The organism is Streptomyces sp. RK9 (assembly GCF_045070545.1).
Lineage (GTDB): Bacteria > Actinomycetota > Actinomycetes > Streptomycetales > Streptomycetaceae > Streptomyces > Streptomyces alboflavus.
Map to the genome: position 1 here is coordinate 3,512,600 of NZ_CP173704.1, position 14,535 is coordinate 3,527,134.

Genomic DNA, 14,535 nt, shown 5'->3' on the forward strand with positions numbered 1-14,535 from the left:
CGCGTGATGGTGCCTGCCGTCGCGGCGGGTCGGTCTGAATTCGGTGCGCGGGGCGCCGCCAGGGTGCGGTGGCCGGAACTTGTCGGTCGGTCGGCCTGTCGTCACGGCGTGGGGCCGGGGCTGTCGCTCGACCTGCTGTCAGGGTGTGGGCGCGGCGCCGCAGGCCGGGCTGTCGCTGTCGCTGTCGCCGAGGTGTGGGCGCGGGTCCGTTGCCGGGGCTGTTGCGAGGGTTGTGTGGGCCCGGACGCGGCGGTTGGTCGGCCGGTTGGCGAGGTGTTGCCCGAGGCCGTCGGCCGGCCGGTCCGCGACGGATGCCGGTCCGCTACGGATGCCGGGGGACTCCATGGGTGCCGGGCTCTCACGGGTGCCGGGTTTTCGCGTGTGCCCGCCCTCCACGGGTGCCGGGCCTTCACGGGCGCCCGCCCTCCACGGGCGCCGGGCCCTCACGGGCGCCCGCCCTCCACGGGCGCCGGGCCCTCACGGGCGCTCGCCCTCCACGGGTGTCGTGCCGAAACCCGCCTGCAAGGTGATGGGTGGGCGGGTGGGAGGGCCGCCGCGCAGCGGCGGGGGAGGGCGCCCCCGGGCAAAGGGTGAGGCGCCCTCGGTGGGTGAGGGCGCCTCTGGTGGGCGTTGGTGGCCCGGGTCAGCGATCGTGGCCCGGTTGGCCCGGTTGGCCCGGGGTTATGGGGCCGGGGTCGTGAGGGCCCTGGTGAGTGCGGGGGTTACCTGGGTGATTTGCCAGGGGCGGGCGCCGTGGGTGGTGAGGGCCGAGGCGACCGCGTCGGGGGTGAGGTCGGACGGGGGCTCCCAGCAGACGCGGCGGACCGTGTCGGGGGTGATCAGGTTCTCCTGGGGCATGTTCAGGCGCTCGGCGAGCGCGGACACGGCGGCGCGGGCGGCGGAGAGCCGCGCCGCGGCGGCCGGGTCCCGGTCGGCCCAGGAGCGGGGCGGCGGCGGCCCCGCCACGGCTTGCCCGGGCTGCGGCAGCTCGGCGTCCGGCAGCGCCCGGGCACGATCGACCCCGGCCTGCCACTGCTCCAGCTGCCGCCGCCCCATCCGGTGCCCGAACCCGGGCAACGCGGTGAGCGCGTGCACGTTCGGGGGCAGCGACAGAGCCGCCTCCACGATCGCGCCGTCGCTGAGCACCTTGCCGGGCGAGACGTCACGCCGCTGCGCGATCCGGTCCCGGGTCACCCACAGTTCCCGTACGACAGCCATCTGCCGCCGACGACGGACCTTGTGCATGCCGGACGTCCGCCGCCAGGGATCCTTGCGGGGCGGCGCGGGCGGCGCGGAGGCGATGGCGTCGAACTCCTCGCGGGCCCACTCCAGCTTCCCCTGCCGGTCCAGCTCCTTCTCCAGGGCGTCCCGCAGGTCGACGAGCAGTTCCACGTCCAGCGCGGCGTACCGCAGCCAGGGCTCGGGGAGGGGGCGGGTCGACCAGTCGACGGCGGAGTGGCCCTTCTCCAGGACGTACCCGAGGACGCTCTCGACCATGGCGCCGAGCCCGACCCGGGGGAATCCGGCGAGCCGCCCGGCGAGCTCCGTGTCGAAGATGCCGGCCGGGACCATGCCTATTTCCCGCAGGCACGGCAGGTCCTGGGTGGCGGCGTGCAGCACCCACTCGGTGCCGGCGAGTGCCTCGCCGAGCCCGGACAGGTCGGGGCAGGCGACGGGGTCGATCAGCGCGGTGCCCGCGCCCTCGCGGCGGAGCTGGACCAGGTAGGCGCGCTGGCCGTAGCGGTAGCCGGACGCCCGCTCGGCGTCCACGGCCACCGGTCCCGTACCCGCGGCAAATGCCGCGATGACCTGCGCAAGCGTCGCGGGGTCGGCCACGACGGGCGGAATGCCGTCTCGCGGTTCGAGGAGCGGGGTGGGAGTCCCTTCGACGGAGACGCCTGTGACGCCTTCGTCCGGAGGAGCGCCTCCGGTGGTTCGCAGTGAACTGTCTGCTGCGGTCTCTTGGGCGTCGGTCACCTGTCAAGGGTATCTGTGAACGCACGGCGCCCGTCGACGGAACGTTACGTCGACGGGCGGCCGGGGGGTGTAAATCGGTCAGTGGATGATTCCCGTGCGCAGGGCCACCGCGACCATGCCCGCCCGGTCGCCGGTGCCGAGCTTGCGGGCGATGCGGGCGAGGTGACTCTTGACGGTCAGTGCGGACAGGCCCATCGAGACGCCGATGGCCTTGTTGGACTGCCCCTCGGCCACCAGGCGGAGAACCTCCACCTCGCGGCCCGACAGCTCGCGGTAGCCGCCCGGGTGGCTCGGGGTGCCCGGCGGGCGCCGGTGCATACGGGCGGCGGCGGAGCCGATGGGGGCGGCGCCGGGACGGGTGGGCAGACCCACGTTGGTACGGGTGCCGGTGACGACGTAGCCCTTGACGCCGCCCGCGAGGGCGTTGCGCACGGCGCCGATGTCGTCGGCGGCGGAGAGCGCGAGTCCGTTGGGCCAGCCCGCGGCGCGGGTCTCGGACAGGAGGGTCAGGCCGGAGCCGTCGGGAAGGTGGACGTCGGCGACGCAGATGTCGCGGGGGTTGCCGATGCGGGGACGAGCCTCCGCGATGGACGAGGCCTCGATGACGTCACGTACACCGAGGGCCCACAGGTGGCGGGTCACGGTGGAGCGGACGCGGGGGTCGGCCACGACGACCATGGCGGTCGGCTTGTTCGGGCGGTAGGCGACCAGGCTTGCGGGCTGCTCGAGGAGAACGGACACCAGGCCTCCTGGGGTGGCGGGTCGGAGCCGGCTCGGGGATGAAGCCGGGACGAACCGTACGTTTCAAGGTCACAGACCTCTTCGGCACCAATGGCACCCGCCTTTAGGGGATGATCACGATTTGGTGAGTAACAAATTCGGGCGATTCGGACACGTGATCGATCATCCGACGATCAACCCCTCTCACCAGGCGTGCCGTTCCCGTCGCCCGTGCTCGACCCCCGGCCGCGTCAACGCCGGGGGTCATCGCTGTGCAGCCGGGGGCACCGCCGCCCCGCGCCCTCAGGTGGAGCGGGGCCCACGGCGCTGCGGCAGCGACACCACCGAGCCGTCGGCCGCCGCGACCGGCGGCAGTCCCGCGATCTGGCACAGCAGGTCGCACCACGCCGCCAGGTGCGCCGCCGTGTCCGGCACCCCGGCGGTCGACTCGCGCGGCGTCCAGGACGCGCGGATCTCGATCTGGGAGGCGGGCGGGCGCTCGGCGAGACCGCCGAAGTAGTGCGAGCCCGCCCGCGTCACCGTCCCGCTCGGCTCCCCGCACGCCAGGCCCCGGGCGGCGAGCGCCCCCGTCAGCCAGGTCCAGCACACCTCCGGAAGCAGCGGGTCCGCCGCCATCTCCGGCTCCAGCTCCGCCCGCACCAGCGTCACGAGCCGGAACGTCCCCTGCCAGGCGTCGTGCCCGTCCGGGTCGTGCAGCAGCACGAGTCTGCCGTCCGCCAGGTCCTCCTCGCCGTCGACGACGGCCGCCTCCAGCGCGTACGCGTACGGGGCGAGCCGCTTCGGCGACCGGGTCTGTTCGACCTCGATCTGCGGCCGCAGCCGTGCCCCGCGCAGCGCGTCGACGGCAGCACGGAACGGCGGTGGACCCGCGTCCGCCACCACCCCCTGCGCGCCGTCCATCTCGCCCGCGTCGTCCGACCGTTGTCCTTGAGCCGCAGCCATGCGGGGAAGATTAAGGGGAACGGCGCCTCCGTGCAGGGAGGCGCCCCTCTCGGGGCGCGCTTTGCTCACTCCTTGACCCTGGCTCGGGTCGGTGGGTGGTCCCTTCCGGGGGTGGTCTCTTCTCCTGGCCCGCCGTGGGGGTTGCTGCCGTTTCGCGCTTCGCGCTCGTCCTCAAGCGCCGGACGGGCTGAGATGGGCTCGTCCTCAAGTGCCGGACGGGCTGAGGTGGGCTCGTCCTCAAGTGCTGGACGGGCTGAGTTCGGCCGGGTGTGGGTGACTTCCTTCCGGTTGACCCGGCGTCCCGGGGTGTGGGGCGCGTGGGAGACTTTGGGGGTGAGTGTCAATGACGAGGCCACGGGCCGGCGAAACGCAGCTACGTACGACTCCGCATTCCTGAAGGCGTGCAGGCGTGAGCCCGTGCCGCACACGCCGGTGTGGTTCATGCGGCAGGCCGGGCGCTCACTGCCCGAGTACCGCAAGGTGCGCGAGGGCACGGCCATGCTGGAGTCCTGCATGATGCCGGAGCTCGTCACCGAGATCACGCTGCAGCCGGTGCGCCGCCACGGCGTGGACGCGGCGATCTACTTCAGCGACATCGTCGTCCCCCTCAAGGCCATCGGCATCGACCTCGACATCAAGCCGGGCGTCGGGCCCGTCGTCGAGCAGCCGATCCGCTCCCGCGCCGACCTCGCGCGGCTGCGGGACCTCACGCCCGAGGACGTCTCCTACGTCACCGAGGCCATCGGGATGCTCACGCGCGAGCTGGGCGAGACCCCGCTCATCGGATTCGCCGGTGCGCCTTTCACCCTCGCGAGCTACCTCGTCGAGGGCGGTCCGAGCCGTAACCACGAGCACACCAAGGCCATGATGTACGGCGACCCGCAGCTGTGGGCCGACCTGCTCGACCGGCTCGCGGAGATCACCGGCGCCTTCCTGAAGGTGCAGATCGAGGCCGGCGCGAGCGCCGTGCAGCTCTTCGACTCCTGGGTGGGCGCCCTCGCCCCCGCCGACTACCGCCGCTCCGTGATGCCCGCGTCCACCAAGGTCTTCGAGGCCGTCGCGGGGTACGGGGTGCCGCGCATCCACTTCGGCGTCGGTACGGGTGAACTGCTGGGCCTGCTCGGTGAGGCCGGGGCCGACGTGGTCGGCGTGGACTGGCGCGTGCCGCTCGACGAGGCCGCCCGGCGCGTCGGACCCGGCAAGGCGCTCCAGGGCAACATCGACCCCGCCGTCCTCTTCTCCAGCCGCGAGGCCGTCGAGGCGAAGGCCGACGAGGTGCTCGCCGCGGCCGCCGGACTCGAGGGCCACATCTTCAACCTCGGCCACGGCGTCCTGCCCAGCACCGACCCCGACGCCCTCACCCGGCTCGTGGAGTACGTCCACACGCGTACCGTCTGATCGTCGTCGGGACTGCCCCGGCCGCCTCCTGGCGGCGGCCGGAGCAGCGGTCCCGTCCGTCCCGGAGCCCGACGCCGCACGCGACGCCCCCCTCGGCCCCGGGACGGAACCCCCCATCAACAGGACCCCCCTCTTCCTTTCCTTCCGCGGCCGGACTCCCACCCGCCCCCCGACGGGTGGGAATCGGGCTCGCGCGCCCCGGCGAGGGCCACCGGACCGAGGTCCGGCAAGCCCGCGTCCGAGGGCTTCCACCCCCCAGCGATCCGAACGCATGTTGCCGTGTGTGTTCGTTCCGCTCTGACGCGTCACATAGTGCGTCCCCTCCGTGAGACCTGTGCCGATTCTGTGAAAAGTGGCGGAAAAGTGCAGGTAGTCGCTGATGGGTGCGGCGCGGGGCGCATGGGGCCCGTGGGGAGGCGCGTGGTGCCTTCGGGTGTCCGGTGGTGGGGACGGCGTGGCCGCTCAGCGGGGTTCGGGCTGCCTCGTCGGCGTAGTGCGTGGCGCTTGCATGTATGGGGCGTGCGCCCGGCGTGTTCGGCTTTTTGCAGTGGACCGGACCAATGAAGGAAATCGGCCACGCCCCAGGGCTTGCCGAAGGCCGCGGCGGAATGCCGGAAAGCGCGTTCCGACCTGCACGGCAGACGCGTTCCGGGGGAGCGGTGCGCGGTGGGTATCCGGCCCCGCGCCCCGCCGTGCCGCGCGCTGTCACGCCGTGCCCCCGAAACCCGCCGCCGCAAGGGTGCGGACCGCGCCAGCGGCAGGGGCGGTGCCGCCGCTGCCGCCGACGCCGGCCCTCAGGCCCCGCCCGCCCGCACCGCCGACACCGCCTTGCGCGCCGCCACCAGGACCGGGTCCCACACGGGCGAGAACGGGGGCGCGTACCCGAGGTCGAGCGCCGTCATCTGCTCCACCGTCATGCGCGCCGTCAGCGCCACGGCCGCCACGTCGACCCGCTTGGCCGCGCCCTCACGGCCCACGATCTGGACGCCGAGCAGCCGGCCCGTGCGCCGCTCGGCCAGCATCTTCACCGTCATCAGGGCCGCCCCGGGGTAGTAGCCGGCCCGGCTCGTCGACTCGATGGTCACCGCCACGTACTGCAGGCCCGCCGCCCGCGCGTCCTTCTCCCGCAGGCCCGTGCGGGCGATCTCCAGGTCGCAGACCTTGCTCACGGCGGTGCCGACGACGCCGGGGAACGTGCCGTAGCCGCCGCCCACGTTCGACCCGATGATCTGCCCGTGCTTGTTCGCGTGCGTGCCGAGCGCGATGTGCCGCTCCCGGCCCGAGACCAGGTCGAGGACCTCCACGCAGTCGCCGCCCGCCCAGATCGCCCCGTCCGCGACCGGTCCGCGCACCCGCATCGCCAGGTCGGTGAGCAACCCGCCGTGCTCCCCGAGCGGCAGCCCGGCGGCGCGGGCGAGGGCGGTCTCGGGACGTACGCCGACCCCCAGGACCACCACGTCCGCGGGGAACTCGCGGTCCTCCGTGGCCACGGCCCTGGCCCTGCCGTCGTCCCCAGTGAGGATCTTGGTGACCTCGGCGTCGTTCACCATCGTGATGCCCATGCCGGTCATCGCCTCGCGCACGAGGCGGCCCATGTCCGGGTCGAGCGTGGACATCGGTTCCTTGCCGCGGTTGACGACCGTGACCTCGTAACCCCGTCCGATCAGCGCCTCCGCCATCTCCACGCCGATGTAGCCCGCGCCGATCACCACGGCCCGGCGGCCCGGCGTCGCGGTGAGCGTGTCGAGGAGCGCCTGCCCGTCGTCCAGGGTCTGCACGCCGTGCACCCCCGGCGCGTCGATGCCGGGCAGGTCCGGGCGCAGCGGCCGGGCGCCGGTGGCGATCACGAGTTTGTCGTACGCGGTCCACTCCTCGGCGCCCGAGGCGAGGTCCCGGGCACGCACCCGGCGCTCCCGCGCGTCGATCTCGACGACCTCGGTACGCATCCGCAGGTCGATGGAGCGTTCCCGGTGCTCCTCGGGCGTCCGCGCGATCAGGTCGTCCCGCTCGGCGACGTCGCCGCCCACCAAGTACGGGATCCCGCACGCCGAGAACGAGGTGAAGTTGCCCCGCTCGAAGGCGACGATCTCCAGCTCCTGCGGCGACTTCAGCCTGCGTGCCTGCGACGCGGCCGACATCCCGGCCGCGTCCCCTCCGATGACCACCAGTCGTTCACTCATGCGGACACGCTACGGGGCGGGGGCAGTTCGGGTCCCGGTGCCGCCCCCGGCACGGCACCGGGGCCCGGCCCCCGCCCCCGCGCGGGTCAGGAACCCCCCGACGGCTTCGGCGGGTTCGGGTCGCTCGCACCGCCCGCCCCGGAAGCGCCGGAGCCGCCCGACCTGCCGCCGCCGGAGCCGCCCGTGCCGCCTGGACCGCCGCTTGCGGGGGCGCCCGGGGCACCGCTGCCAGAACCCCCGGCGACCGCGGCCCCGCCCGAGCCGACCGTCACCCCCGCGGGCACCGCAACCGCCCGCCGCCCCGTCCACGGCCGCACCACCCGCAGCCACAGCAGCACCAGCAGCGCCGCGACCGCCGCGAACGGCAGGGCCGCCGCCAGCGCCACCGCAAGCCAGCCCAGCATCGTCACGAAGGCGCCCCAGCCGCCGGACAGCGCGCCCGCGAACGTCGGGCCGTCGTCGTCCTTGCCGTCCGCACCGGTCTGAGGCGACTCGGAGAGCGTGAGCGTGATGGTGGCCATCGTCGTACGGTCCTTCAGCGAGGACTGCCGCGCGAGCAGCGCCTCCAGGTCCGCCTGACGGCCGCTCAACTCGCCCTCCAGCGAGACGATGTCACTGATCTTCGTGGCCTTGTCCATCAGGGCCCGCACCCGCGCCACGCTCGCCCGCTGCGTCCTGATCCGGCTCTCGACGTCCACGACCTCCTCGGTGACGTCCTCGGCCTTGGCGTTGCGGCTGATCAGCTTCCCCGTGCCCGCGAGGTCGGAGAGGACCTGCTCGTAGCGGTCCTGCGGGACGCGCAGGACGACGCGGGAGCGGTCGTGGCCGCGCCGGTCGCGGTCGGTGGACTCGTCGCCGACCAGGCCGCCCGCGCCCTCGGCCGCGGTCCGCGCCCGCTCCAGGGCCTTCGGTACGTCCTTGACGCGTACGGTCAGCGACGCCGTGCGGATGATGTGGGTGTCGGCGGGACGCAGCGGCCCGGACGGGTTCCTGGCGTCGCCGCCCGCGCGCTTCTTCCCGCCCTCGGCCCGGTCGCCCTCCGCCCCGCCCTCGTCCCGCAGGGCGGCGCTGTCGTCGCCGGGCCCCTGACTGGCCTGCGCCCCCGCGGCCCGGTCGCCCCCGCCGGCGTCGCCACCCTTGTCGCTGCTGTCGTCGCTGGCGCCGCACCCCGCGAGCGCGAGCGTCACCGCGATGAGCACCGCGGCGAGCCCGCTGAGCGGCCCCCGCCGCGCCCGGCCGCGGGGCGTCGGTGCGCCCCGCGCCGCGGACGTGTCGGCGGGCGCGGACCCAGCGCCCGTACCGGATGGCCCTGACGTGCTGGACGTGTGCATCGACGTACCCCCGAGGTCGTGGTGAGTGTGCTCCTACGACGCCGGGACCGGTCGCGGTGTTCGGTCCGGGCGGTCCCGATGAGGTTCCGGCGCGGTCACGGAGCGGACTCGTCCGGAAGAGGGCCGCGGGGGCGCGGTGCGGAGGAGGCGGGGGGCGCGTACTGCGGGGGTGGGTGTCCCGTGCCGGGTGGGACGGTCCTCCCCCGCTATCGGCGCTTCGCGCCTCGTCCTCAAACTCCCCCACGCTCTTAAGGAGCAGGGGGTACCCCCACGACGGGCTGACATATCGGCGGGGTGGGCCGGAGAGGCGCTGCGGCGTGGGCAGGTTCGGGGCTGAAAGGCCCGCGCTGCTGCACAGCGGGGTGCACGTCCGGGCGGGCGGGTGGGGGAGAGCCCGTCCGGTGTTCGAGGACGACGGGCGGAGCGCCGGAAGCCGTTGCGAGCCGCTCTGAGAGAGTGGGGGCATGCGCGCAGCGGACACACGGACGAGCACATCGACGAGCACATCGACGAGGCCAGCGCCGAGTCAGGATCCCTCCGTCTCCGACGGATCCCCTCGCGGCCTCGGGCACGTCGTCGTCATCGGTGGTGGCATCGCGGGGCTCGCCGCCGCGCATCGGCTTCTGGACGCGGGGGCGCGTGTCACCGTGCTGGAGGCCTCCGACCGGCTCGGTGGGAAGCTGCGGGCGGGGGAGATCGCGGGTGTGGGTGTCGACCTCGGGGCCGAGTCGATGCTGGCGCGCAGGCCGGAGGCGGTCGGTCTCGCCCGTGAGGTCGGGCTCGGTGACCGGCTGCAGGCGCCGGCGACGGCGAGTGCCGCGATCTGGACCCGAGGGGCGTTGCGGCCCATGCCCAAGGGGCATGTGATGGGCGTGCCCGGTGACGCCTCCGCCGTCGCCGGGGTGCTCTCCGACGAGGGCCTGCGCCGCATCGAGCGGGACCGTGAGCTGCCGCCCACCGAGGTCGGTGACGACGTCGCGGTCGGGGACTACGTCGCCCGGCGGGTCGGCCGCGAGGTCGTGGACCGGCTCGTGGAGCCGCTGCTCGGCGGGGTGTACGCCGGGGACGCGTACCGCATCTCGATGCGCTCCGCCGTCCCGCAGCTCTTCGAGGCCGCCCGCACCCACACCTCCCTCACCGAGGGCGTCCGCGACCTCCAGGCGCGGGCCGCCGGGAACCAGCAGCCCGGCCCCGTCTTCATGGGCATCGACGGCGGCGTCGGCCGACTGCCGCTCGCCGTCGCGGAGTCGGTGCGGACCCGGGGCGGCGAGATCCTGCTGAAGTGCGCGGCCCACGGGCTGCGCCGGGTCGAGGACGGCTGGGAGGTGTACGTCGACGACTGGGACCTGGAGGCCGACGCCGTCGTCCTCGCCGTGCCCGCTCCGCACGCCGCCCACCTCCTGGAGCACGACGTCCCCGGGGCCGCGGCCGAGCTGCGCGCCGTCGAGTACGCCTCCATGGCGCTGATCACCCTCGCCTACCGCCGGGCCGACGTGGGCGCGCTGCCCGACGGGAGCGGGTTCCTGGTGCCGCCCGTGGACGGGCGCACCATCAAGGCGTCGACGTTCGCGAGCCAGAAGTGGGGGTGGATCGCGGACCAGGACCCGGACCTCTTCGTGCTGCGTACGTCCGTGGGGCGGTACGGCGACGAGAAGGACCTGGGGCGGCCGGACGACGAGCTGGTCGACGTCTCCCGCGGGGACCTGCGCGCGGCCACCGGCCTGGACGCGGCGCCCGTCGCCTCGGCCGTCACCCGCTGGGACAGCGGCCTGCCGCAGTACCCCGTCGGCCACCACGCGCGCGTGGCCCGCGTCCGCGAGCACGTGGGGCGGATGCCGGGCCTCGCGGTCTGCGGGGCGGCGTACGACGGAGTGGGCATCCCGGCCTGTGTCGCCAGTGCGAACGCGGCCGTCGACCAGCTCACCGGCGACCTTTCCGCCGTGCGCGAGCTCACCGCCAACCCGGTGCAGAGTCTGCACGGCGGCGCGGGAGAATAGCCGCATGAGTGACGACGCCCCCGCCAAGATCCCGAACGCCGGCAAGAAGGCCAAGGACCTCAACGAGGTCATCCGCTACACCCTGTGGTCCGTCTTCAAACTGCGCGACGTCCTGCCCGAGAGCCGCCTCGGGTACGCCGACGAGGTCCAGGAGCTGTTCGACAAGCTCGCCGCCCGGGACATCACCGTCCGCGGCACGTACGACGTCTCCGGCCTGCGCGCCGACGCCGACGTCATGATCTGGTGGCACGCGGAGACCGCCGACGAGCTCCAGGAGGCGTACAACCTCTTCCGGCGCACCAAGCTCGGCCGCGCCCTGGAGCCGGTCTGGTCGAACATGGCGCTGCACCGCCCCGCCGAGTTCAACAAGTCGCACATCCCGGCGTTCCTCGCCGACGAGACGCCCCGCGACTACGTGAGCGTCTACCCCTTCGTGCGCTCCTACGACTGGTACCTGCTGCCCGACGAGGACCGCCGCCGCATGCTCAAGGACCACGGCATGATGGCCCGCGGCTACCCGGACGTGCGCGCCAACACGGTCGCCTCGTTCTCCCTCGGCGACTACGAATGGCTGCTCGCCTTCGAGGCGGACGAGCTGTACCGCATCGTCGACCTGATGCGGCACCTGCGCGCCTCCGAGGCCCGCATGCACGTCCGCGAGGAGGTCCCGTTCTACACCGGGCGCCGCAAGTCCGTGGCGGACCTGGTGGAGGGGCTCGCGTAGCCGGTAATTCGGTTGCCGCGCCCGCGCGACGCGGGTTTCATCGAGAGGTCGGGCCGACTGGGGCCCGGCCTCTCGTGCGTGGACAGAAAGCCGGTGTTGTATGCCCAGGGCCCTGCGGAATCTCTCGACCTCACCCCATTCCGCATCGCTCAGGAGTCCTCTCTCCCATGTCACGCAACACCTCCCGGCGGGCGCGCACTGAAGCACGCGCCCAGTCCTTCCGCTGCCTCCACTGCGGCCTCGACGTCTCGATGACCGCCCCCGGCACCGGCCACCGCAACCACTGCCCGACCTGCCTGTGGAGCCGTCACCTCGACGACACCCCCGGCGACCGGGCGGCGGACTGCGGAGCCCGGATGGAACCCCTCGCCATATCCGTCAGAGGAGACGGCGAGTGGGTTCTCGTCCACCGCTGCACCCATTGCGGCGTCCTCCACGCGAATCGCACCGCGGGTGATGACAACGTCCTGCCGCTGACCCGGCTCGCGGTGCGGCCGCTGGCGCAGGCGCCGTTCCCGCTGGAGCGGTTGGGGGCGCTCTGACGTTCTGAAACTAGCGGTCCGCTGTGGCTGGTCGCGCAGTTCCCCGCGCCCCGTACGGGGCGCTCCTCCGCCTTAGAGCGGCTTGGGGAGGTCCGCCGACCGGCCCGTCGACAGCGGCTTCGGCTCCGGGTGCGGCGCGCACGACGCGCGTCGCGCCGGGAGTTCACCCTCCAGGAGATACGCCTCCACGTGGCCGTTGACGCACGCGTTCGGGCCGCCCGCGATGCCGTGCGTGCCCGCGTCCTTCTCGGTCACCAGGACCGAACCCGCGAGCCGGTGGTGCAGTTCGAGAGCGCCCTCGTACGGCGTCGCCGCGTCCCGTTCGGCGGCCAGGATCAGGGTCGGCGGCAGGGCGCCCGGGGCGGTGCGCACGTCGAGGGCCTGCCGGCGCGGCTCGGGCCAGTAGGCGCACGGCAGGTTCATCCAGGCGTTGTCCCAGGTCTCGAACGGGGCGAGGCGTGCGAGGGCGGAGTTGTCGCGGTCCCAGGTGGGGAAGTCGGTGGGCCAGGCCGCGTCGTTGCACTCGACGGCCGTGTAGACGGCGTTGCCGTTCTCGTCCTCGGCGGCCGCCGCCGGGTGCGGCGCGGCCTGCTGGATCAGCGGCTTCGGGTTGCCCTTCAGGTACTGCGACAGGGCCGTCGCCCGCATCGGCCAGTAGTCGTCGTAGTACGCGGCCCGCAGGAACGCCGCCCGCAGCTGCGACGAGCCGACCTTGCCGCCCGCGGGCTTGTGCGTCAGCTCGGCGCGGACGCTCTCGTAGGAGCGCTGCACCTCCTGCGGGGTCGTGCCGAGGCCGTACGCCTTGTGGTGCTTGGCGACCCAGGTGCGGAAGTCCGCCCAGCGGCGCTCGAAGGCGAAGGACTGGTCGAGGTTGTTGGCGTACCAGATCTGGTCCGGGGCCGGGTTGACCGCCGAGTCGAAGACCATGCGGCGCACATGGCCGGGGAAGAGCGTCGCGTAGACGGAGCCGATGTAGGTGCCGTACGAGGCGCCCATGAACGTCAGCTTCCGCTCGCCGAGGGCGGCGCGCAGGACCTCCAGGTCACGGGCGTTGTTCAGGGTGGTGTAGTGGCGCAGGTCCGGGCCCGCGTTCCGGGCGCAGCCGCGCGCGTACGCCTTCGCCTGCGCGATCCGCTCCGCCTTGTACGAGGCGTCGGGGTGGGTCGGCGAGTTGGTGGGCGCCTTGGTGAACTGCTTCGGGTCCTGGCAGGACAGCGGCGCGGAGCGGCCGACGCCGCGCGGCGCGTAGCCGACGAGGTCGTACGCCGCCGCGACGCGCTTCCACTCCGGCATCGGGCCGACCATCGGGAAGTACATCCCGGACGCGCCCGGGCCGCCCGGGTTGAAGACCAGCGCGCCCTGCCGCGACACCACGGCCCGGCCCGACTTCCCGGTGGCCTCCACGCGGCTGACGGTCAGTCGGATCTGCTTGCCGTCGGGGCGGGCGTAGTCGAGGGGGACGGTGACGGTGCCGCACTCCACGGACGGCGGCAGGTTCTCCACCTGCGGGCAGGCGCCGAAGTCGATGCCGGTGGTCTGGGCGCGCTGGGCGGCGAGCGCGGTGCCGAGGGTCTCGGGGGAGGGGGTGGCGGGGGCGCCGGGGGCGCCGGGGGAGGGGGCGGTGGCGGCGCTGCTCGCGGGGGCCGCGGCGAGGGCGGTCAGGACGAGGGAGCCGATGGTTCCGACGGTTCTGGCGGCTCTGTACCGGGCGGCGGCTGTTGCTGGTGCTCTCATCGCTGTTCTGTGTCCCTTTCGCGGCGCGGGCCCAAGTGATCGCGTAAATCGCAAAATCACAATAAAAGGGATATTCAGTTCGAAAGGTGGCAAAGTCCAGCACCGGCCCGGGGGCGTCGCGAGTCGCGCCCCAATGGCCCCCTGGCCGCCCGCGCGGGACCTACGGCCGGGTCTCGCGGTACCCGTCGAGGTTCGGGTCCCGGTGCGAGAGCGCGGCGCGCAGGGCGGGGTCCTCCAGGGCGCGCAGGCCGCGCACCGCCACCGACGTCAGGTCGTCCCGCGAGGGCAGCGCGCCGAGCAGCCGCCGCCCCGCAGGGGACGCCCAGCGCGTGGTCGGCACCTCGAAGCGGGCTATGGCCAGACAGCTCACCGTGAGGAAGAACGGCAGCGCGAACCACACCGCGACCGGCAGCTCCCCCTCGTGCCCCTCGGCCGGAAGCAGCGTCGCGCACGCGCCGAGGGCGACGACGGCGACCGCGGCCGCCCGCACCTGCCGCGCCGCGCCCGCGATCCCCGCCCACATCCCGTCCGGCACCGCGAGCCCCGCCGCGACCAGGCGGTCCGCGAGCGCCCGCACCCCGTCCCCGGCCGCCGCGGCCGTGCGCACCGGCGCGATCCGCGACTGCCCGGCCGGACCGATCGCCCCGAGCACCGACCGCTCCAGGTCGTCCCCGGCCACCGGATCCACCACCGTCGCCCACCCCGTGTGCGCGAGCAGAAGCCGCCGTCCCCGCGCCATCGACAGGAGCGCCACGTCGACGACCCGCCCGGGCCCGCCCGACAGGAACGCCGCCTCGTACAGCGTCAGATGCCGTCCCTCGTGCGCCCCGCGCGCCTCACTGGCCGCGGCGCGCACGGCGGCCACGCAGAGCCGGCCGCAGGACAGCGCGGCGAGAGCACAGGCGAGGAGCAGCAGCGGGACCCAGAACATGCCGGTTTTCTATGTGAAGGAGGTGTGACGCCGCTACC

General features: G+C 73.9%; 11 protein-coding genes. 4 read left to right on the forward strand and 7 right to left on the reverse strand.

Translation table 11 applies throughout. The features are described from left to right. Positions 1 to 681: 681 nt before the first annotated feature. From AB6L24_RS35460 to AB6L24_RS35470, 3 genes are all read right to left on the reverse strand, one after another. Entirely contained in the window at positions 682 to 1,977 is a 1,296-nt protein-coding gene (locus AB6L24_RS35460) for an HRDC domain-containing protein (protein ID WP_405662304.1), read from the reverse strand. 78 nt (positions 1,978 to 2,055) lie between these two features. Further along, entirely contained in the window at positions 2,056 to 2,718 is a 663-nt protein-coding gene (locus tag AB6L24_RS35465; RefSeq protein ID WP_016643199.1) for a response regulator transcription factor, read from the reverse strand. Positions 2,719 to 3,000: 282 nt separating this feature from the next. Next, positions 3,001 to 3,660 carry a DUF3000 domain-containing protein gene (locus AB6L24_RS35470; protein WP_125264688.1) on the reverse strand — a complete coding sequence of 220 codons (660 nt, stop codon included), beginning with the start codon at positions 3,658 to 3,660 and terminating at the stop codon, positions 3,001 to 3,003. A 333-nt stretch (positions 3,661 to 3,993) separates the two neighbouring features. On the opposite strand from AB6L24_RS35470, the gene hemE reads away from it, so the two are divergent. After that, positions 3,994 to 5,058: a uroporphyrinogen decarboxylase gene (gene hemE, locus AB6L24_RS35475; RefSeq protein WP_405662306.1), complete on the forward strand. Its 1,065-nt coding sequence runs from the start codon at positions 3,994 to 3,996 to the stop codon at positions 5,056 to 5,058. 794 nt (positions 5,059 to 5,852) lie between these two features. Here the strand turns inward: hemE and AB6L24_RS35480 are convergent. Next, entirely contained in the window at positions 5,853 to 7,238 is a 1,386-nt protein-coding gene (locus AB6L24_RS35480; RefSeq protein WP_405662309.1) for an FAD-dependent oxidoreductase, read from the reverse strand. 86 nt (positions 7,239 to 7,324) lie between these two features. Beyond that, positions 7,325 to 8,569 carry a DUF4349 domain-containing protein gene (locus AB6L24_RS35485; RefSeq protein WP_405662312.1) on the reverse strand — a complete coding sequence of 415 codons (1,245 nt, stop codon included), beginning with the start codon at positions 8,567 to 8,569 and terminating at the stop codon, positions 7,325 to 7,327. Between the two features lie 464 nt (positions 8,570 to 9,033). Between AB6L24_RS35485 and hemG the strand changes: the two genes are divergently transcribed. The 3 genes from hemG to AB6L24_RS35500 all read left to right on the forward strand — a co-directional run bounded on the left by hemG (position 9,034) and on the right by AB6L24_RS35500 (position 11,832). Next, on the forward strand, positions 9,034 to 10,566 hold the full coding sequence (gene hemG / locus AB6L24_RS35490) for a protoporphyrinogen oxidase (protein ID WP_405662314.1): 1,533 nt from the start codon (positions 9,034 to 9,036) through the stop codon (positions 10,564 to 10,566). 4 nt (positions 10,567 to 10,570) lie between these two features. Next, on the forward strand, positions 10,571 to 11,290 hold the full coding sequence (gene hemQ / locus AB6L24_RS35495; protein ID WP_405662316.1) for a hydrogen peroxide-dependent heme synthase: 720 nt from the start codon (positions 10,571 to 10,573) through the stop codon (positions 11,288 to 11,290). A gap of 167 nt (positions 11,291 to 11,457) precedes the next feature. After that, entirely contained in the window at positions 11,458 to 11,832 is a 375-nt protein-coding gene (locus tag AB6L24_RS35500) for an RNHCP domain-containing protein (RefSeq protein WP_405662318.1), read from the forward strand. 72 nt (positions 11,833 to 11,904) lie between these two features. Here AB6L24_RS35500 and AB6L24_RS35505 read toward each other — a convergent pair whose 3' ends face one another. Next, a complete protein-coding gene (locus AB6L24_RS35505) occupies positions 11,905 to 13,566 on the reverse strand; it encodes an alpha/beta hydrolase (protein ID WP_405662320.1) in 1,662 nt (553 codons plus the stop codon). 160 nt (positions 13,567 to 13,726) lie between these two features. Further along, positions 13,727 to 14,497: a TIGR04222 domain-containing membrane protein gene (locus AB6L24_RS35510; protein WP_405662322.1), complete on the reverse strand. Its 771-nt coding sequence runs from the start codon at positions 14,495 to 14,497 to the stop codon at positions 13,727 to 13,729. Positions 14,498 to 14,535: the final 38 nt, after the last annotated feature.

Excerpts from the sequence above, each read along its gene's own strand:
- AB6L24_RS35470 (WP_125264688.1), bottom strand. The coding sequence starts at position 3,660 with ATGGCTGCGGCTCAAGGACAACGGTCGGACGACGCGGGCGAGATGGAC.
- AB6L24_RS35480 (WP_405662309.1), bottom strand. The coding sequence starts at position 7,238 with ATGAGTGAACGACTGGTGGTCATCGGAGGGGACGCGGCCGGGATGTCG.
- AB6L24_RS35485 (WP_405662312.1), bottom strand. The coding sequence starts at position 8,569 with ATGCACACGTCCAGCACGTCAGGGCCATCCGGTACGGGCGCTGGGTCC.
- hemG (WP_405662314.1), top strand. The coding sequence starts at position 9,034 with ATGCGCGCAGCGGACACACGGACGAGCACATCGACGAGCACATCGACG.
- hemQ (WP_405662316.1), top strand. The coding sequence starts at position 10,571 with ATGAGTGACGACGCCCCCGCCAAGATCCCGAACGCCGGCAAGAAGGCC.
- AB6L24_RS35500 (WP_405662318.1), top strand. The coding sequence starts at position 11,458 with ATGTCACGCAACACCTCCCGGCGGGCGCGCACTGAAGCACGCGCCCAG.
- AB6L24_RS35505 (WP_405662320.1), bottom strand. The coding sequence starts at position 13,566 with ATGAGAGCACCAGCAACAGCCGCCGCCCGGTACAGAGCCGCCAGAACC.
- AB6L24_RS35510 (WP_405662322.1), bottom strand. The coding sequence starts at position 14,497 with ATGTTCTGGGTCCCGCTGCTGCTCCTCGCCTGTGCTCTCGCCGCGCTG.